The organism is bacterium Scap17 (assembly GCA_013376735.1).
Lineage (GTDB): Bacteria > Pseudomonadota > Gammaproteobacteria > Pseudomonadales > Halomonadaceae > Cobetia.
Genome location: VINJ01000001.1, coordinates 1,248,682 through 1,267,482, shown reverse-complemented (window position 1 = coordinate 1,267,482; position 18,801 = coordinate 1,248,682). Strand labels below are relative to the sequence as shown.

At 52.2% G+C, this 18,801-nt stretch carries 13 protein-coding genes and 4 pseudogenes; 8 read left to right on the top strand and 9 right to left on the bottom strand.

Going from position 1 to position 18,801, the window contains the following annotated elements; translation table 11 throughout:
• The first annotated feature begins 9 nt into the window (after positions 1-9).
• Positions 10-375 (top strand): annotated as a pseudogene (locus tag FLM52_05520) (transposase).
• Here FLM52_05520 and FLM52_05515 read toward each other — a convergent pair.
• The gene (locus FLM52_05515; protein ID NVN55254.1) at positions 376-903 is read right to left on the bottom strand and encodes a hypothetical protein; all 528 of its coding nucleotides are present in this window, start codon (positions 901-903) and stop codon (positions 376-378) included.
• A 68-nt stretch (positions 904-971) separates the two neighbouring features.
• On the opposite strand from FLM52_05515, the pseudogene FLM52_05510 reads away from it, so the two are divergent.
• From FLM52_05510 to FLM52_05495, 4 genes and pseudogenes are all read left to right on the top strand, one after another.
• Positions 972-1,831: pseudogene (locus tag FLM52_05510) on the top strand (IS3 family transposase).
• A gap of 294 nt (positions 1,832-2,125) precedes the next feature.
• On the top strand, positions 2,126-3,205 hold the full coding sequence (locus tag FLM52_05505) for an IS110 family transposase (protein ID NVN55253.1): 1,080 nt from the start codon (positions 2,126-2,128) through the stop codon (positions 3,203-3,205).
• Between the two features lie 16 nt (positions 3,206-3,221).
• A pseudogene (locus FLM52_05500) lies at positions 3,222-3,505 on the top strand (transposase).
• A gap of 218 nt (positions 3,506-3,723) precedes the next feature.
• Complete coding sequence (locus FLM52_05495) at positions 3,724-4,716, top strand: IS30 family transposase (GenBank protein ID NVN55252.1); 993 nt, start codon at positions 3,724-3,726, stop codon at positions 4,714-4,716.
• 42 nt (positions 4,717-4,758) lie between these two features.
• On the opposite strand, the gene greB is transcribed toward FLM52_05495, so the two are convergent.
• The 6 genes and pseudogenes from greB to FLM52_05465 form a co-directional block, all read right to left on the bottom strand.
• Complete coding sequence (greB, locus tag FLM52_05490; GenBank protein ID NVN55251.1) at positions 4,759-5,232, bottom strand: transcription elongation factor GreB; 474 nt, start codon at positions 5,230-5,232, stop codon at positions 4,759-4,761.
• Between the two features lie 7 nt (positions 5,233-5,239).
• Complete coding sequence (locus tag FLM52_05485; protein NVN55250.1) at positions 5,240-5,842, bottom strand: hypothetical protein; 603 nt, start codon at positions 5,840-5,842, stop codon at positions 5,240-5,242.
• 1 nt (position 5,843) lies between these two features.
• A complete protein-coding gene (locus FLM52_05480; GenBank protein ID NVN55249.1) occupies positions 5,844-8,579 on the bottom strand; it encodes a tyrosine-type recombinase/integrase in 2,736 nt (911 codons plus the stop codon).
• Positions 8,580-8,586: 7 nt separating this feature from the next.
• A complete protein-coding gene (locus tag FLM52_05475) occupies positions 8,587-9,375 on the bottom strand; it encodes a site-specific integrase (GenBank protein NVN55248.1) in 789 nt (262 codons plus the stop codon).
• Positions 9,376-9,505: 130 nt separating this feature from the next.
• Positions 9,506-11,022, bottom strand: a protein-coding gene (locus FLM52_05470) for an IS3 family transposase (protein NVN55247.1) whose coding sequence is annotated in 2 segments (ribosomal slippage) — positions 9,506-10,596 and positions 10,596-11,022 — 1,518 coding nt in all. Because the reading frame shifts where the segments join, the coding sequence is not laid out codon by codon here.
• A gap of 167 nt (positions 11,023-11,189) precedes the next feature.
• Positions 11,190-11,648: pseudogene (locus FLM52_05465) on the bottom strand (site-specific integrase).
• Between the two features lie 21 nt (positions 11,649-11,669).
• On the opposite strand from FLM52_05465, the gene FLM52_05460 reads away from it, so the two are divergent.
• The gene (locus FLM52_05460; protein ID NVN55246.1) at positions 11,670-12,092 is read left to right on the top strand and encodes a hypothetical protein; all 423 of its coding nucleotides are present in this window, start codon (positions 11,670-11,672) and stop codon (positions 12,090-12,092) included.
• A gap of 60 nt (positions 12,093-12,152) precedes the next feature.
• On the opposite strand, the gene FLM52_05455 is transcribed toward FLM52_05460, so the two are convergent.
• Together FLM52_05455 and FLM52_05450 are read right to left on the bottom strand one after the other, a co-directional pair.
• The gene (locus tag FLM52_05455; GenBank protein ID NVN55245.1) at positions 12,153-13,208 is read right to left on the bottom strand and encodes a methyltransferase; all 1,056 of its coding nucleotides are present in this window, start codon (positions 13,206-13,208) and stop codon (positions 12,153-12,155) included.
• A gap of 81 nt (positions 13,209-13,289) precedes the next feature.
• Positions 13,290-14,231, bottom strand: coding sequence for a methyltransferase domain-containing protein (locus FLM52_05450; protein NVN55244.1), 942 nt, complete (start codon positions 14,229-14,231; stop codon positions 13,290-13,292).
• Between the two features lie 312 nt (positions 14,232-14,543).
• Between FLM52_05450 and FLM52_05445 the strand changes: the two genes are divergently transcribed.
• Entirely contained in the window at positions 14,544-15,713 is a 1,170-nt protein-coding gene (locus FLM52_05445; protein NVN55243.1) for a glycosyltransferase, read from the top strand.
• 835 nt (positions 15,714-16,548) lie between these two features.
• On the top strand, positions 16,549-18,675 hold the full coding sequence (locus FLM52_05440) for an AAA family ATPase (GenBank protein ID NVN55242.1): 2,127 nt from the start codon (positions 16,549-16,551) through the stop codon (positions 18,673-18,675).
• Positions 18,676-18,801 lie beyond the last annotated feature (126 nt).

The following is an 18,801-nucleotide window of genomic DNA, read 5'->3' as shown; positions in this document are numbered from 1 at the left end:
AGGTACTACGGCAAGTCATTCACCGATCGCTTCACGCGGGCGGGGGAGCGCAAGCCCAGCGGGAATCACCCGTTTGACCAAGAGTGCCAGGCCCTTGGTATCGAGCACCGTCTGATCAAGCCGGGAAGACCGCAGACAAACGGCATGGTGGAGCGCTTCAACGGCCGTATCAGCGATGTGCTGGCGACTCGGCGCTATACCTCAGGCGAGGACCTGGAGCAGACGCTCAAACGCTACACCTGGCTGTACAATCACCACATCCCGCAGAAGGCGCTGCACCATCAATCACCGATTGCGATGATGAAGGAATGGCAGACCAAGCGTCCTGAGTTATTTACCAAGCGGGTAGTCAATCACACGGGACCCGACAGGTAGCTACAACGCGGAAGCTGAGGTAACGGCTGTACTTTTAGCTCCAGAAGACTCAGCTTTCCATCTGATTCCCCGGCTATCTGTCTTATGATCTGTTTGAGCATCACAAAACGTGTTTGAGTACTGCCTCTCTTCCGCTTCGAGTTGCTGATATTCCCCCGGAGCGATGCTGCCACCGATGACGTCATCGCCGATGCCCAAAACCTTGGGGTTATTGTAGCCTTCTAGTTCACCCTGATCTTCCTGCCCTAGAATGCCAGCCTTTTTGCCATTGTAAGCAAGCTTCGTAGTAGCGGAGTTAGAGAAGACGATATCCTCCACCGGTAGTTCTATCGATTGCCTGTCTTTGGCCTCATCCGGTTCCTGCTCCGTATCCACCTCTATGTCGTCGGCACCTTGTGCTCCAGAGCCTCCTCGACCTTCACCAGTCCCTCTGACCGGCAACTTCAGGCTCGGGTGGTGGAAGTAAATGTCTTGCTCGTTGGTGCCCGCATCCAAACCCTGTAAGCCAGATATCTCCCAGATAAGCATTTCCCTGAACTGGTCTAATTGGAGCGGACACCCCGGTAAGCCTCATACTGGAGGCATTGGAGGTGTTCATGACCAAGAAAACGCGACGTCGGTACTCCGACGAATTCAAGGCTGAGGCGGTCAACATGGTGCGAGGAGAGGGTTATGCCATCTCCGAGGCTGCCAGGCGGCTGGATATCGATCGCAGCCTGCTGGATCGCTGGTGTCGCCAGCAACGTGACCGGGAGGATGGTGTGACTGACGACCAGGCAGATGAGCGGGATGCCGAGATCATGAAACTTCGCGAAGAAGTTCGTAAGTTGCGGATTGAAAAGGAGGTTTTAAAAAAGGCCACGGCCTTCTTCGCGAGAGAGTCGAGCTGAGATACCAGTTCATCGAGTCGGAGAAGGCCTACTTCCCAGTGGCGGTGCTGTGCCGTGTCATGGACGTCAGCCGCAGTGGCTTCTATGCCTGGCGTCAGCGTGAACCCGATGAGCAGCGCCAGTGCCTGCACCGGGAGGTCAAGGACATCCACGATCAGAAACGTGGTAGCTATGGGAGCCGGCGAATGGCCAAGGAACTCCGTCGCAGAGGTCATACGGTCGGTCGTTATCAGGCGCGTAGCCTGATGCAGGAAGCCGGTGTTGCCTGCCGACAGCGTCGCCGCTACCGGCATACGACGGACAGTGACCACGGGCTGCCAGTGGCTCCCAACCTGCTCAAGCGGCAGTTCACGGTGCCTGAGCCCAATCAGGCGTGGGTGGCCGACATCACCGCCATCTGGACCCTGGAAGGCTGGTTGTACCTGGCGGCCGTGCTGGACCTCTACGACCGACAGGTCATCGGCTGGGCCATGGCCGACCACATGAAGACATCACTCACCCTGGACGCCCTGGAGATGGCAATTGGCCGCCGGCGACCTCCCCGAGGCGTGCTCCACCACTCGGATAGTAATACTGGGAGATGCCAGGTGTTCCGGGGTTGACCTGACTCACACAGCGATCGACCTATGCTGAAAGACCCGGTGCCGTAAGGGTTCTCGGATCTCCTGACTCCCACTCTGATCGACCCGGGTAGTGTGTCTTTCCACGGACCTGTCGGTGATCCGGGAATACCTGACGGCGAGGGCTCACCTCGTCGATGCATGTGACTCAAGAAGGGCCTGACGCCTGTCTCGTTACTGTCGTGTCCAGGCTATCGCACTCGGTGAAGCCACCTTGACCTGATAGCCTGGAGAGACGTCATGACTCAGCATCACCGTGATCGCCCTGACATTGTCGGTGGCGTCGACACCCACAAGGATCTGCATATGGCCGCTGTCGTGGATAAACACGATCGCGTGCTTGGTACCGCCAGCTTTCCGACCACCCGGCATGGCTACAAGGCCATGCTCGCCTGGATGCGTGGCTTCGGTGAAGTGAGCCGAGTAGGCATCGAGTGCACCGGGACCTATGGGGCTGGTCTGCTGCGTTACTTGCAGCGCACCGGCATCGCTACCCTGGAGGTCACCACGCCCGACAAGACCGTGCGTCGCAAACGGGGCAAAAACGATACCATCGATGCGGAGAACGCTGCCCATGCGGCTTACGCGGGCATTCGTACGGTCACCCCAAAGACCCGTGATGGCATGATCGAGGCCTTGCGTGTGCTGAAGGTCTGCCGGAAGACCGCCGTGGCAGCTCGCCGTGTGGCGCTTCAGATGATCCAGACCCAGGTGATCTCCGCGCCAGAGGAGCTGCGCGATCAGTTGAGGAATATGACGCGGATGCAGTTGATTCGGACGTTGGCCGCATGGCGCCCCGACTTAAGTGGCTATCGGGACGTCACAGTGGCCTACCGCATCGCTTTGAAATCTCTTGCCCGGCGCTACCTGGAGCTGCATGACGAGGTGGCCGATCTGAATGTCATGATCAAGGCCATCGTCGATGAGCTGGCACCAGAGCTGGTGTCGCGAACGGCGGTAGGCTATGAATCAGCTGCACAGTTGTTGATCACGGCGGGCGACAATCCGGATCGTATTGGTTCAGAAGCCAGTTTTGCGGCGCTATGTGGTGTTAGCCCGATACCCGCTTCTTCAGGCAAGACACAGCGCCACCGCCTTAATCGGGGCGGCGACAGAGCCGCCAATAGTGCTCTGCATATCATCGTCATCGGGCGGCTGCGCCTGGATGCGACAACCCAGGCGTATGTCTCCCGGCGAGTGACGGAGGGGCACTCCAAGCTGGAAGCTATTCGCTGTCTGAAACGCTACATCGCCCGAGAGCTGTACTACGTGCTGCGCCACCGTTACCGCGAGATCAATCAGACGCAAATCGCTACTTGACACTTAGAAGGGCGTCCGCGGCAGCCAGTACGCCTCCCGTGCGTATCGTGAACGACTGGTTAAGCACGGGTTCCTGACCTCCATGAGCCGCAAGGGGAACTGTTGGGACAATGCGATCATGGAGCGCTTCTTCGGCTCTCTAAAAGCGAATGGCTGGAGGGGCAACGGTACTGGACCCGCCTGTCAGCGAGGCGCGACGTCGTGACCTATATCGAGATGGAGTACAACAGCTGCCGGCTCCACTCGACCCTTGGCTACCACGCGCCGAGGGAGATCGAGAAAATCGCGGAAGCAGCTTAATAAAAGTGTCCGCTACGACTTGACCAGAACACTCCGCCACGATGCGGCTTTCGCGGACCATCAGCGAGCCGCCGATGAGGTCGGAGTCGTAGTGGAAGTCATAGGTGTCAGTATTCCCTGGATTCATAGAATAACCGCAGCACTTTGGACCGCACGGTAGAGGCAGGAGGGCCAGCGCCGGTACCCTTCTCGGCTCACCGACCAAAGTGAAGCAGAGTATGGAATACCGACAGCTGACCCAGACCCAACGATATCAGATCCACGCCCGTTATGACTTGGGCATGAGCCAGCGCCAGATCGGCAGGGAGCTGAACCTCCACAGCAGCACGATCAGCCGTGAAATTCGCCGTAACGCCACCGCTAATGGCTATGATCCCGAGCAGGCTCAGATACTCAGTGATCATCGGCGCCGCACTGCTAACAAGTGGACAAAGCGCCTTCCAGGCATGATGGCCGCCGTTGCCGGTCGGCTACGTGAGGAGTGGAGCCCACAGCAAATCAGTGGCTTCATGGCGCCCTTGGCTGGCGTTAGTGTCAGTCATCAATGGATCTACTCCTTGATCTGGGACGACAAGGCACGGGGTGGTGACCTTTGGCGGCATCTCCGTCAGCCTAAACGCCGCAATAAGCACCGCACGCACGCCAAGAGCGCCGGGTTGGGCAAGATCCCCAATCGAGTCGGTATCGAGCACCGCCCAGATGAGATTGATGACCGGCGCTTCATCGGCCACTGGGAGGGCGATACCGTGATACAGGGGCACAAGCAATCAGGCCTTGTCACGCTGGTCGAGCGTCGCAGTGGCTATTTACTGGCGGCACGATTGCCCAAGATCTCGGCCGAGTTGACACAAGCAGCCATGATCCGCTTGTTGAAGCCGCGTCGGGGAGCGGTCCAGACGATCACACTGGACAATGGATCGGAATTCGCTGGCCACGAAGCGGTGGCCAAGGCCGTGACGGCGGCGATGTACTTCTGCGATCCCTACTGCTCTGGACAGCGTGGGACCAACGAGAATACGAATGGCCTGATACGGCAGTACTTCCCCAAAGGAACGGATTTTCGTCAGGTCAGCAATGCAGAGCTACGCAAGGTGGTCGAAAAGCTGAATGACCGTCCTCGAAAGCGACTCGGCTACCGGACACCGGCGCAGGTGTTTCTAGGGGAATACTCAGGTGGGCTGGATACTGCAGGTGCTGCGCTTATTGCTTGAATTCAGGTTCACAAGGACTCGCAGATAAAAGCCTTAAAATGATCATCTGTTATAAGAAAAGCTTTCAACATACCATAGCTTCCGCCCATCCGGAGTTACGATCTCCACTTCATCATCGATTTCTTTACCTAAACAGGCTCTAGCCGCAGGCGAATTAATTGAAACATACCCCTGTTTTCCATAGATCTCGTCAACACCTACAATCCGAAACTTCATCTCCCTGCCATCGTCATCAACAAGCACCACGTGGGCGCCAAAATAAATCTTACCCGCTTGATCCGGATGATAATCAACCACCTTAAGCTCATCCAGTCTTTTCCGTAGATACCTGACCCTCCTGTCAATTTCTCTAAGTCGCTTCTTGTTATACTGATAATCTGCATTCTCCGACCTATCGCCTAGACCGGCCGCCCATGTCACCTTAGCTGTAACCTCTCTCCTCTCCACCCTCCAAAGATAGTCAAGCTCTTCTTTCAGGCTTTCATAGCCCTCTCTTGTTACAAGTGGATTCTTCATAGCTGACCTACAAGTTATTTAGAGCCTTTTTAATAGCATCGATTGTAGCAGCTTTGAATACCACCTGACCACCCTCATCCACAACCTCACCAAACTCAGTAGCGCGAAAATTCCACTTACCAACAAACTCATTGGATATCAGATATTCCAGCGCTCTTCTCTCCTGCTGGGAGAGCTTCTCTTCCTCGCCCGCTTGCTGTGACCTATGATCGTATACGTCTATTCTACTACCCGGAGGAATAATTTCATTGAGCTTGTTTTTAGCATTTTTTAGATCGGAAAGAAGCGATCTAACAAGAAGCTTATGTTTAGCACTCGCAATCTCCTCTACCCAGTCATCAGCGCTTGGCGAGGGACGCTTAACATTGCCGCCGGCCATATCAGAAAAGGATTCTATGAGGGCGCGATATTTTTCTCCAGACTTGTTCCTAATGCTTTGTGGCTTCGGAACTCCTCGCTTGGCACCCAGCCTAGATATAGTTACTATAGAGAAATCACTAACACCTCTCTCCATTTGCTCACTACACACTTCATATATTGCATCAAGCGTCTTCTTGGTTCTAGGCGTAGCGTCTTCTTTTAGCTTCAACAAAAGATCTTCATTTTTCATATTAGCAGCCCGTCTCGTTTAATAGCTGAGGCTTTAGAATCAGAGAAAGCTCCGACCTATCAATTCTCTCCTCCTCCATCAGCTCGTCTAGCCTCACTGAACAGTCAACGACCTGGCCAACTCTTTCCCAGGTTTTCAGCCGTGACCTCAAAAAACCGACTACCTGGTTACCAACTTTAAGCTGCTGCTCATCCGTCAACATAAAAAGGCTCGGCTGCAACTCATTAAAAACCGACATTCGGTCCAACAATTGAGACCTCGGCGCTATTGCAACGGCTGCATCAGCCGAATGGTAGATTGTTGCATTCTCGCAAATCTCATGCAGTTGCTGAAAGTAAGAGACCTCCTCCATTTCTATCTCCATTTCGGAATCGGGCATCTTAATCAGAGAAATACCATCCTCTGCATCAGAAGAGACACCATTGACAGCTGACACGCACATCCTGATTAACTTATAGCAGGACTGCAAATCGCACAGGAACATGTCCATTTTCTTTGCTGCACTCTCATACTCTGACTCCAGCTTTCTTTGTTCTGCCTCAAGCGAAACTCTCTCAGCCTGATCAAAACTCATGCCCTTTGCATTTGCAATATACTCATCTCGATCTATCTTCTCCAACCTTTCTGTGATTGTGGAGATTTCTTCTTGGAGCCGCATACATTTTTCAGACTGCTTATTCGAAACGAACAAAATCTCGTTCCCAACCGACATTAAGCCACCCAGAAAAACCGGTCCTGTGATGAAATGCCTGCACCTAAGACAGTTCTGCATTCCCAAATACCCCATGGGCACCGGAGCCCGTACTCTTGTAGCGCCGACCTGATCTCCTCCATCATCGCAGCGTGAGGCAGCAAATGGACAAATACCATAGTCTCTGAATACAAAATTTCCTGCAGGCACACTATTGGTTAGCGACATCAGAAGGTCTTCATTATTAGAAACCAACTGATTCTTTACCGACTCAATTTTATTGGACTCAATTGTTTTTTGTATTGCTTCCACCTCGGCTTGAAGCGCAATCTTCTCGCCTTCCTCCAATCGCCGCCTTATTTCCCCATGGGATATTTTGCGATAATATATCGACATGACGATCGAAGAGTGCCCCACGACCTTCATGACAACTTCAACCGGCATCCCCATTTCCATAACATAAGCTGTAATCAAGCTCACCCGCATGGAATGAGGGGTGTATGGAGACTTATAACAAGATATATTATTAGGCAGCCCACTCAGCTCTGAAAGCCTAAGATGCGATGGTTGTATATGATAAATGGCAGCTGCCAACCTGCCCGTCAAAGCCGTGCCGACATTTTTTGGCTCAACATCTTCAAAAGCCCTAAATAAAAAACAATTGACACCTTTTGACTTCAACTGAATTTCATTTAAGTTGGTTCTCTTGCACCGCGACCAGCTGGTAGGAAAAGCGACAGGATTATATTTAGCCTGCCACTCTCTCAACTTAATCAACCAGTATGCAAGATCTTCCGGCATCCATGGTATGGAGTAACCGCCATTATTGGACGATGTCTTATTAGTTGTAACAAACATCCCAATCTGGTCATCGGGATAGCGCTTAACAAAAGACTGCGACTTAGTCATCCCTGCCATTTCGGCATGATTCTTTACCCACGCCACTCCTCCAGCATCCTTAATTACAGGTATATATTCGTCAGCCTCACCCGAATCATTATAAGCGATCTGCCTTCCTCGAAGAGGAACCTTTGTCAAAGCAAAGGTGTGCACCCAGTCTGTCGGAACCCATAGATACCAGAAAGGCCCTGCTTTCTTGTAAACGCAGTCTGGGTCATCTTTGTCAATAATATGTCTTTCTACTTTCACCCAGTCCGAATCGAACTCATGAAGATGTGCAAGGTCACGAAAACTTCTAGCTGACTCTGGAATAATCCATGACTGGGCCTTCCTGACAAAGTGATACTGAAGACAAGGTTTGGTTGACTCGCTTCTTCCAGGCGAAGACACATAAGAGTCGGTCAACATAAACTCAAATGGATTTCGGGCATCCATCAGCCTGAACACTTCTCCAGTCTCTTCATCCTCCACAGTCAAATCAGACCCGATGATATAATCAAAAAATTCATTTACTGACAGTATGACATTTCTTCTCATATTGTCTGTTGAGAACTTTTCCAGCTCATCTCTAAATGGTTTTATATTTACTTTTTGCTTTGTTAGAAACTCCTGAGGACTTTTACTTCCATCATGCCTCTCAATATAAACTCTCACAAACCTACATAGATAGGATTTTTTCGAGCTTCCCCCCAGCGCCTGCCTCATAAACTCATTTATCTTTACGCGCCACTGCTTAAATTCCGGCAGGATAAACTCTACATTGAATGGCTCTTCTTTCCCCAAGAACTTGTACCAGTTTTTCCAGCTTTCTGCATACGCGCCTTGTGGGTCAAATGGAAATCTGGGGTCGCCGAGGTCTTTGACATACTTCTTATATTCTGACTGAGACCTTATCCCCTTCCCTTTAATCTTATAAACAACTTCTTCGTAGGTATAGAATTCTGGGATGTCAAAAAAATCATTATAGCTAACCCACTCATCCGGAAACATCCTCTCCGGATGAGCAACCAATCCCGGGACTTCCTTATATCGCTTCTTGTACTCAGAAGAGTTGCTAATCCCATGCTTCTTGCAAAGAAGCTTCATTTCGTGCAGAGAAAAATTCGCTTTAGGTAGCTTAAGAACATCCTCATCCACATTAAGCATCTTAAGCTTACGCATCTTCATCAGCAACACCTCGCATTATTTCTCTTATATCTTCATTGGTTGGCTTAATATAAACCAGGCAAGAATCAGGGCTTCTATGATGCATGGATTTTTGTATTTCAACCCGACTCAAACCAAATTTTCTAGCTCTATAACCATATGCATGCCTGTGTCCATGCTCGGTCGTGCCGAACTCTTTTTTACATACCAAGCCAATCTTTTCTACGGCTCTCTTGTGAGCGCGCTGGAAATTTTTTAAGGTTTCAGGCCCGCCATCTTTTTTAGTAAATGCAAATGGGTGGAAGCTGGCAGCAGGCTCCATTCTTTGGTATTTTAGATACTTCACCCAAACTGCTAAAAAGGTTTTCGCCATGCTAGGTGGATTAAAAATCACCTCAAAAAAACCAGCACTGCTTGTAAGAAGAGCACCTTTCCACCCTGCATGAAGCCGCTCGCTTAGCGGGTAAGAATTTCTTGGCTTATATTGCGTCTCTGCAAGAAGATATTCTCTTCTATTTTTATAATCCGGCAGTGGTGACTTCCCATACTCTGGGTGATACACCCTAACCAGTGCCTCGTCCCTTCGCTCAGGGTGCACAGTGATATCTGAAACGTAAAGGTGAAATAACTCACTCTTCCTCAACCCCCCATAGTTCATTAACATGGTCATTAGTTGATATTTGTAGTTCACTCCCCCAGAGTTGCTAAACCCTTCCTGCAAAAGAACATCCACCATGTCATCAGGAAATTTAACCACCTTATCGTTATCTATTTTAGGATCGCGATACCCTGCCACGGCTCTCGTTCGGAATCTGTCAACATAGTTGGCACATGAAGTGGTGCTGGCTTTTTAAAATCCTGCTGCCTGCGGTATCGGATCCCCGGAATCTGTCAACATAGTTGGCACATGAAGTGGTGCTGGCTTTTTAAAATCCTGCTGCCTGCGGTATCGGATCCCGCTCCGGATTCAAATGCACTATCTCCGGCAGGTCGAGTTTTCGGATGTCGCCTGACCATCGCTCCGGGTGACGCTGCTTCGCGGCCTCGAAGACCTCTCGGCGCTGCGTCAGAATGCCTTTGGCCTCGCCGTCATGACGCTGGCTCGGCGTGACGTAGCGAAGGGCGCTGTGCCGGTGCTCATGGTTGTACCACTCGGTAAATTGCTGAACCCAGTCCTGAGCCTCGGCCAGGGTGGCGAACCCGTCGATGGGGAAGCCCGGCCGGTACTTCAGCGTCTTGAAGGCCGACTCGGCGAAGGCATTGTCGTTGCTGACTCGCGGTCGGCTGTATGAGGGAGTGATGCCCAGGTCATAGAGCTTTTCCAGGAAGGTCGCTGCCTTCATCGGGCTGCCGTTATCTGAATGCAGAATCAAGGGTTTATGACGATCTGTCAGGCGCTCTCGCCAGCAGGCTTTCTGGATCAACTCAGCGGCCAGCTCGCCAGTCTCTGTTTCATAGATCTCGTGCCCGACGATCTTGCGGCTGAAGACGTCCATTATCAGGTACAGATACCACCAAGTGCCGCGCGCGGGACCGGGCAGCCACGAAATGTCCCAGCACCAAAGCTGGTTCGGCGCCGTCGCCTGGTGAGTGGTCGGTGGGCGCTTACGCTGAGGGGCCTGCTGTCGACCCCGGTGATGTTGCTGATCATATTCATGAAGCACTCGGTATATCGTCGACTCAGAGGCCAGATAGCGGCCCTTGTCAGCCTGATCGGCCACGATGAAGGCCGGAGGGCGGCTTCGGTACTCTGGAGCGTTGCACAACGCCACGATCGATTTTCGCTCCTCGGGAGATAGCTTGTTGGCCGGTTCCGGGCGATCGGCGTCGGGACGGCGGTCCGCCGTCACTTCGCCTTCTGCGACCCAGCGGTAGTAGGTCCGCACGCTGATGCCCATCACCTGACAGGCCTTGGCCAGCCGAGCCCCGTCACGCTGGGCGTCTTGCACCAGGGTCACGATGCGCTGGCGATCCGGGAGGCTGGTCAGTCGTCCTCGTCGTGGGTCGTGCCCCAGATCGCCTCGGCTTTTTTTGACAGGGTCAACAGGGCCGCCGTCTCGGCGAGGGCCTTGTCCTTGCGGTGCAGCTCGCGCTCCAACTTACGGAGCCGCTTTTGCTCCGCCTTGCGAGCCTGGCGTTGTTGCTTGGCCTGCGCTGCCACGTCGTCGTTGGCGTTCATGCAGGCATCCCGCCAGGCTTCCACCTGCTCGGGGTAGAGCCCACGCTCGCGGCAATAGGCGCTGAGTTCGGCCTCGTTCATCGGGGCCGTCTCCAGGACGATCTGGAACTTCTCCTGGCTGGTCCACTGGTCGGGCTGGGTGGAACGTGATGGCAAAACTTGTCCTCGCTCTCTGGCCTGTTTCCGCCAATTGTAGAGGGTTGTTGCAGTGATGCCTTCCTGTTCGGCCAATTCCGGGATGGTCATGCTCATAGGCGGCGCCATCTTCTTGAGGATGGCTTCCTTACGCTCTGTGGAATAACGCACGTTGATCACCTCTCAATCCGTTTAGGTGACAACTACGCTGGCAGATAGGGCGTTCGCCCAACTTCCAAATAGGCGTCCGCTCTTTTCTTTAAGTGATTGAGAAAAACATTGGCATTTCTATTATAGTATGCGCACCAATTTAACCTTTCTTCATAACCCGTTGCTTTTAAAAATGGATTTATACGAGCGGCCTCATATTCAGGCTGCCTGGCCAAATAATCCGTATAGTGTGTTATATGAAACAAAATATTGTTCACATCGAATGTTGAACGCGGGGGCCAGAACAACCCCATAGGGTCGTTACAGCTTTCATAATCAATAGTCCCTGTTACTAAAGAACGGGTGAATGATTTCAATAAGTCAATGGCTCTAATCTCGCCACTCAACGAATTTATATAAGAAATCAAAAGCCGAAGTGAAAAAACTGACCTTTCTTTCCAAGATTCACTTTTGTAACTGAACCAGGCCAAGTATCTGAGGTGGGATGCAATCACTCCACTTTCAGTATAAACAGCCGGCAACAAGTAAACATTACCGCTAGCCACATCCACGTAGCGGACTTGGACCTTATGTGCGAAGGGCATCAGATAGTACTTTTTTAGGGGTTGTTTTCATGTCTAGACCAAAAACCTTCAGTCGTCAATAAAAAACACCTTGGAAATAGTATTCGAAGGAAGGGGTTCTTTTACACCTACAACAAGAAGGCGCTCAATCAGACCATCGCCAAGATTGCCTATCTGGAGAAACGCCTGGATGAGCTGACGGTCGTCGATCGCCTGCCCGCGGATCTGGAGCGCGTCTATTTCGCGGCCTTCGTGACGCTGGAGGACGAGCAGGGAGAGGAGATGGAGATCCGCATCGTCGGCCCTGACGAGACCGACAATCCGCGCCGCTGGATCAGCGTCGATGCGCCCCTTGCCCAAACATTGCTGGGCAAGGGGCTGGATGACGAGGTGAGCGTGGCCGCACCGGGTGGTGAGACGACCTACATCATCACGGCCATCCGCTATCAGTCGCCGGAAACGTAAGCGGCGAGCTGGGCATCAGGCCGCGGGGAATCAGGCCGCAGAGGCTCAGGTCGCAGGGAATCAGCGCGCCTTGCGCGCACGATAGACCTTGAACTGGCGCGTTTCCGCGAGCACTTCAAACTCGCCGAAGGCCGCCTGCAGCAGATCGGGATACGGCAGGAAGGCATTGGCGACCAACGTCAGGGTGCCGCCGGGCATCAGGTGATCCGGTGCCTGGCTGATCAGGCGCGCCGCCGGTCCGTAATCGATATCGCGCTCATGATGGAACGGCGGATTGGCCACGATGGCCTCGAACCGCTCCCCCTCGAACGCCGCGAAGACATCGCTGAGGCGTACGTCCGCCTCAAGCCCGTTGAGCGCCAGGCTGCGACGGGTCGCCTCCACCGCGAAGGCACTGACATCGCCCGCCATCACGCGCGCACCGTGACGCGCCAGCCAGCAGCTGATGATGCCATCACCCGCCCCGATATCCAGCGCGCGCTTGTAGCCACGGGTCGGCAGGTTCTCCAGCAGCAGCGCGGTTCCCGGGTCCAGCTTGGCATTGCCATAAAGCCCCGGATGGCTGGTCAGTCGCATCTCCAGCGCCTCGAATTCGCCCCAACCTTCTGTCCATTGTCCAGCCACTGCCAGTGGAGATTCACTGCTGGCGGCCTGTTCGGGCGTCAACTCACGCGTGGCGGATGACCATAGCTGGCAACGGCGCGCGGTATCGTCCTTGCGCGCCGTCATTCCCAGCGCCTTGAGGATGCGCTCAGCGCGCTTGATGCCGCCGTTGACCTCGCCCACCACCTTGATTGGCGTACCGGCCGGCAACACCTGGCACAGCGCCACCAGCCACCACTCGCCCAGCGCGTGCGCCTTGGGCCAGAACACGATGGCACCTGCGGCTTGCGTGATGGTGTCGTCAGCTCGCGCCTCGGCGAAGGACACCGCGTGGCTGACCCGGTGCCCAGCCTCCCGCGCGGCATTCACGATGCCGGTATCATGCCCCCAGACACGCCGCTGACGATCCGATGACAGCCACCAGTCATCACGCGGCGCAGCGACCCACAGCCAATCACGGAAATCACTGTCCTGACGCTCGAGCAGCTGACAGGCGGGGGTTTGAGCAGACATGAAGACTCCAACAGGGCAAGAAGATACGGACAACGGCGAGAGCGCCGGATATCGAAACAATACGGTTGTGCAGGCGCCGCCTCAGGCTGGACGCACCAGCTCATAGTGCAGATAGCGGCCCAGATAGACGAAGGGTGGCGTGCGCCAATGCTGGCATTCGAGCGCCAGCAATTTCTGCATGTCAGCCTCGCTCAGCGGGTCGCGTGAACGCAGATAGTCGTGGAAGACGCGCAACCCGGTCAGCTCGCGCACCTCAAGCCCCGCCTCTGCGGCCCACTGACGTATCTCGCCATCGCGAAGCGGTGAGATGGGCGTCAAGCGCTTGCCGGTACCCCAGCCCGCCAGGCGCCCTTCCAGCACCTTGTCGAAATTGCCCTTGCTGACATTGGAAAACGCCAGCGCATCGCGATTGAAGACACTCAGTGACATGACACCGCCGGGCGCCAGCAACTTCGCGAGCAATGCAAACCCTTCTCGCGGATCGACCAGCCACTCCAGCACGGCGTGACACACTACCACCGGCCACTGCTGGTCAGTCACGGCGGCGAAGCCCTGCAGATCACGTCCCTCCCAGACCAATCGCCCCGCAAACGGCTCATCACTCGTCAGCGCGTCGGCTTGACCTGGCATTTGCGGATCTGACGCCGCCTGGGCCACCCGGGAGGGATCAGCCGTCGTACCAGCGGACAGCCCCTGGCCTTGCGGCGCGGCAGTGCTCAGGAAGCGTTTCGCGCGCTCACGCATCTCGCCTGAGGGTTCGACCAGCGTGAGATGGTGCCCACGCGTGAGCCACCAGTGGGCTGTCTGCCCGAGCCCCGCACCGATTTCCAATACCGGGGAAGGCGGCAAATGCGAGAAACGCTCTTCCATCAGGCGCTGGGTCAGCGCAAGACGAACACGACCGCGCTCCGTGGTGTAGAAACCACGTTCGAACTTGTCAGCCAGACCGTCGAAATGACGATCAGCGGTGGCACGGCGAACGCGGGAAGCGCCAGCACGGGACGAGGTTTTCGGCTCAGGCATGAAGAATATCTTGGCGAAGGAGAAAGAACTGACGTTGCGATGGTGCAGATAATGCCTCACTCACTCGCCAAAGGCACTTCTCGGCGCGGATGAACCGCGATCTGATGCCGCTGACGGCCCGTCGCCACGCATTTCCTCCGCCAAAGGGATCGGCGTAGAATGGCGCCTGCATCGAAGGGCCAAGGAACGGCACATGGCGAGGAAAGCGGTCATGGGGCAGAGAAAGACCGACACTTGATCGACTTGAGCAGCCAAGGCTTCAACGTGACTGACTTGTGCACATCGACTCCACTTCCGACATAGACCTCAGCCATGACACAACGCGTCCTGCTAATCGTCCGCAAGCTCAACATCGGCGGCATCCAACGCAATACCGTCAATCTCGCCAATGTCTTGCACCGCGAAGGCCATGAGGTTCATGTACTGGTACTGAAGGGTGAACTTGAGCTCGTCCCGGATGCCGGCGTGCATCTTCATCAGGTCGACTTTGACAAGGCATTTCGCAAGACGGGCATCGGCCTGTTCTACGACCTGTTCACCCGCCTGCTGCTGACCCCCTGGATCAAGGGCTCAGGATACGTCTGGCGAGGTTATTACGGCGGTCACTACCTACGCCGTTTCGTCGCGCGCCTGGAAAAGGAATACGGCCCGCTCGATCGGGTCATCACGCGCGGCCAGGGCGCCTTCGAGACCTTCTGGTCGTGGCGCGACCCTCGCCTGTGGCAGGTGGCGGTGTCATGGCCCGGCGATCTGAAAGAGGGCTGGCGACAACGCTTCCTGTTGAGCCGCCTGTATAGCGGCAAACAGGTCGTGTGCAATACCGACAATGTGCGTCAGCAACTGGAAAACCTGCTGGACCATCACGGCATCCAGGCGGCGAGACTGGCTACCATCGGCAATGTCTGTGACCTGGATGCCATCGCCGCCATGGCAGAGGAAGAGGTGGAACTGCCCTCCCGCCCCTACGTGGTGCAGGTGTGTCGCCTCTCGGATGTCAAGCGCCAGGATGTGCTGATCAAGGCATACCTCGCCTCAGGTATCGAGGAAGACCTCGTCATCGTGGGTGATGGCCCCAAGCGGGAAGCCACCGAAGCACTGATCCGCGAGCTGGGTGTCGGCGACAGGGTCCACCTGATCGGTAGCCGCCTGAACCCCTACCCATGGATGAAGCACGCCCGCCTGTTCGTGCTCAGTTCACGCAGTGAGGCCTTCGGCATCGTGCTGGTGGAGAGCATGTGCTGTGGCACGCCATGCGTGGCACCGGATGTCCCCGGCGGCATTCGCAATGTCTTGATCCATGATCAGGCACGTCTGATCTCCGAAGACTCCATCGAGGCGCTGGCAGCCAAGATTCGCGAAGGCCTCGCCAACCCGCCAGCACTCGACTCGGACCCGGAGCTGATCGAACGCTTCCGCGATACCCGCATCATGCAGGAGTTTCTGTCCCTGCCCACTGATGCCGTGACATCAGACTCCCGCTGACACCAACGCCCTGCATTTATCGAGAGACTTTCCTGCAGGGCTTGTTCTTGCGCCTTCCTGCGACGATTGAGTGACAAAGCGATCGACAGACACGACGATGCGATGTCCAGATAAAGAGCCAGAACATTGTGAATCGAGTAATCGGACAGGAAGACCAAGTGCGACAGCTCTTGAGGCGAGCCTGAAGCCGCTCACGGCCAGGGCCGAGCACGCAACGAGCGGTACAGAAAAGACGACAAGGCGATGACGCAGAAGGCAGAACTGACAACATCGTCCATAAGGTGGGATTGCTGGCGCCCCCTGCAGGAGTCGTATAGCCCTTTGTTTATGGGGCTTTGCTTAACATTCCTTTCCTCACCATACACACCACCATACATGGCGGCTTATACTGAGCAAGACTTATACTTTGCTTGACTATGAGCAGGACAGGGGGACCTAAAGCGGCTAGGGAGGCTAAGTAGACACACCTCGATCGTCACCACCGGCAAGCTCAGCGACTCACCGATGATCTGGTCCCCTTCGTCATAGACCAGACTGCCGACTTTAGTACTCCCATTAAACATACACTCTCCACCACCAGTCACTTTCACCCGTGCGCTATTCTGATTGACATTGATAACCTTTCCAATTGGACGTATTGTGTTAGACAATAATCTTAAAAAAACGAAAGCAATGATTAGACACCTTACAACCCCCTTCAAAAAACCTATATTAATGATAATATTAAACAGCAACTCAGAATGAACAATACCACTTACACATAATATAACAAAATAAACCCAATTATCAAATAGCTATCAAAAACCTAACATCAAAAAGGGATATAACTAACAACATGAACTTCAAATTTGAAATAGATAAGCCCTTGGACTCACAAAACTCTTTAGAATATGACAAGTTAAACAGGAAGTCCTATGTTGAAAATATAACCAAATTATTGCAGAAAAACCAGCAGCCCGGTTTAGTAATATCTATTGAAGGTGAGTGGGGTAGCGGGAAGTCATCGTTACTAGCTATGATCGAGGAAATACTTCATAGGGATGAACAATGTCATATAGTTAAATTTAACCCTTGGTCAATTGGTAACAAGGAAGCACTACTAATGAGCTTCTTTGAACAAATTGCAAATACAATCGATATAACAGATACGTCAAAAGATGTACAAAGAGTTTCTAAAGAGCTGAGAAGTTATGCAGGTATTTTTGATGTTATGAAGTTCATACCAGGCGCTGAGCCATGGGCATCTATATTAAAAGATCTAATAACAACCACTAGTGATTCGTTAACTGCAGTAGCCGAGCATAAAGAAAAAAACCTTGAACAGACAAAAAGAAGCCTTGAAGAAGCATTAAATAAGCTATCTCGCCCTATCGTAGTTTTCATTGATGATGTCGATAGATTATTTCCTGACGAAGTATATGAAATAATAAGAATCATCAAAACAATAGGCCAACTCCCAAACATTTCATATATAGTTGCTTGGGACGCAAAGTATATCAACGAGTCTTTAAACAACATCGGAATTCCATCTAGCACCTCATATATAGATAAAATAACTCAAATTAGAATGCCAGTACCATACCTATCATTCAGATGTAAAAAAGATTTAATACTAGAGGAGTTAAATAGATTGCCAGTGCAAGCCTGCGAAGAGCACTTCTCTAATCAAGAAAAAAGGCTACATCAACTTTTCTTATATGGTCTTATTGACTGCTTAGAAAACGTAAGAGATGTAAAGAAAGTTATAAATTATTTTGGGCATATAGAGCCTATCTTTAGAGGAGAAATAACATATCCTGACATCCTCGCTATGGCAACTATAATAACAAAAGCACCTCCAGTATATGATCTATTAAGAACACACACGCGATTGTTTGTGGGCTATACCTCTCATGAGTATGCATACGATGAATCAGAAGATTTTAAGGTAAGAGACGACCTGCTCTGGGAAAGCACATACAACCAAACTAAAAATTCAGACGCAATAAAAAAACTAGTCAATTATTTATTTCCGTTTACGAAAAAAGGGGATGGTAGAATATCAATAACACCTCTCATTCCAGGCGAAGGCCATATAGGGCAAAGTGCTAAAACTCACACTTTCTTACAATTTATCTCTGACGAAAACTCCAACACTAAGATTGCAAGGAAATATTTGAACTCTCAAGAAACTAGAGAAACCATCACGACTAAAGTGACTGAGATTGACTCCGAGGACTTCATAGATCAAATCACCAAGAGAATTATATCTTTATCCGACAATGCTATACATGAAGACATAGAAGACATAATCATATCAACAACCAGACTAGCTGACATACAGCCTTTCTCAAACCTTAGAAACAAAGGCGGTTTTAGGTTGATGATTCATGAAAACATCGAAACATTCGTAGCAGAGGCACTGCGCAAGTGCAGTAGCGATAAAATCGACGATATTATTTGCAGAATAATACGAGACCCAGAGAGCATTAGTGTTTCTTGGGTCATCATTAGCAATAGTGTTTACGAAAGCATAAGGCATGGGCGGGTATTAATCAAAGATCCGAGCACACTCAACAAGCATATAAAAATTTGGGTAAACAATACTGTAGAAGCAGCAAAGAACGATAATTTCTTTAATATCTCAGCAATCGAAATGATACTGAACGGTCTTCCTGATATAGATAGCCAAGCGTGTAAAACGATGTTTAAAAACATAAAGATTTGGGACCATAATCTTGACAATTTTGCCATGACCTTTTTTGGGGGCAGTCAAGATAGCTACAAAGGTGAGTTCTATACTTATAAAGACACAAGTCAGGCCAAACTAGAAGCTTACACTGACATTGAAGAGTTACACAAACATGCTCATCAGAGAATTACATCAAACAACATTGACACAAGTATTAAGTCAGCTTGGGAATCGTTTATTCATAAAAAAGAAATATATAAAATTGACGGCAGCACTAGGTCCTCAAGATAAAATCACAATTACTTGTAATCTTTGTCCGTAAAACAATAAATCGTAGGGAGATCTATAGATAGAACCTTTACAGCTCGATATAATGGCGCACGCGAAAGGCACCCCTGCAGGCTGGCGCTGACGCTC

Bases quoted from the DNA above. Each gene is read 5' to 3' on its own strand.
- FLM52_05505 (NVN55253.1), top strand. From the start codon at position 2,126: ATGACTCAGCATCACCGTGATCGCCCTGACATTGTCGGTGGCGTCGAC.
- FLM52_05515 (NVN55254.1), bottom strand. From the start codon at position 903: ATGCTTATCTGGGAGATATCTGGCTTACAGGGTTTGGATGCGGGCACC.
- FLM52_05440 (NVN55242.1), top strand. From the start codon at position 16,549: ATGAACTTCAAATTTGAAATAGATAAGCCCTTGGACTCACAAAACTCT.
- greB (NVN55251.1), bottom strand. From the start codon at position 5,232: ATGAAGAATCCACTTGTAACAAGAGAGGGCTATGAAAGCCTGAAAGAA.
- FLM52_05445 (NVN55243.1), top strand. From the start codon at position 14,544: ATGACACAACGCGTCCTGCTAATCGTCCGCAAGCTCAACATCGGCGGC.
- FLM52_05480 (NVN55249.1), bottom strand. From the start codon at position 8,579: ATGCTTAATGTGGATGAGGATGTTCTTAAGCTACCTAAAGCGAATTTT.
- FLM52_05495 (NVN55252.1), top strand. From the start codon at position 3,724: ATGGAATACCGACAGCTGACCCAGACCCAACGATATCAGATCCACGCC.
- FLM52_05485 (NVN55250.1), bottom strand. From the start codon at position 5,842: ATGAAAAATGAAGATCTTTTGTTGAAGCTAAAAGAAGACGCTACGCCT.
- FLM52_05455 (NVN55245.1), bottom strand. From the start codon at position 13,208: ATGTCTGCTCAAACCCCCGCCTGTCAGCTGCTCGAGCGTCAGGACAGT.
- FLM52_05450 (NVN55244.1), bottom strand. From the start codon at position 14,231: ATGCCTGAGCCGAAAACCTCGTCCCGTGCTGGCGCTTCCCGCGTTCGC.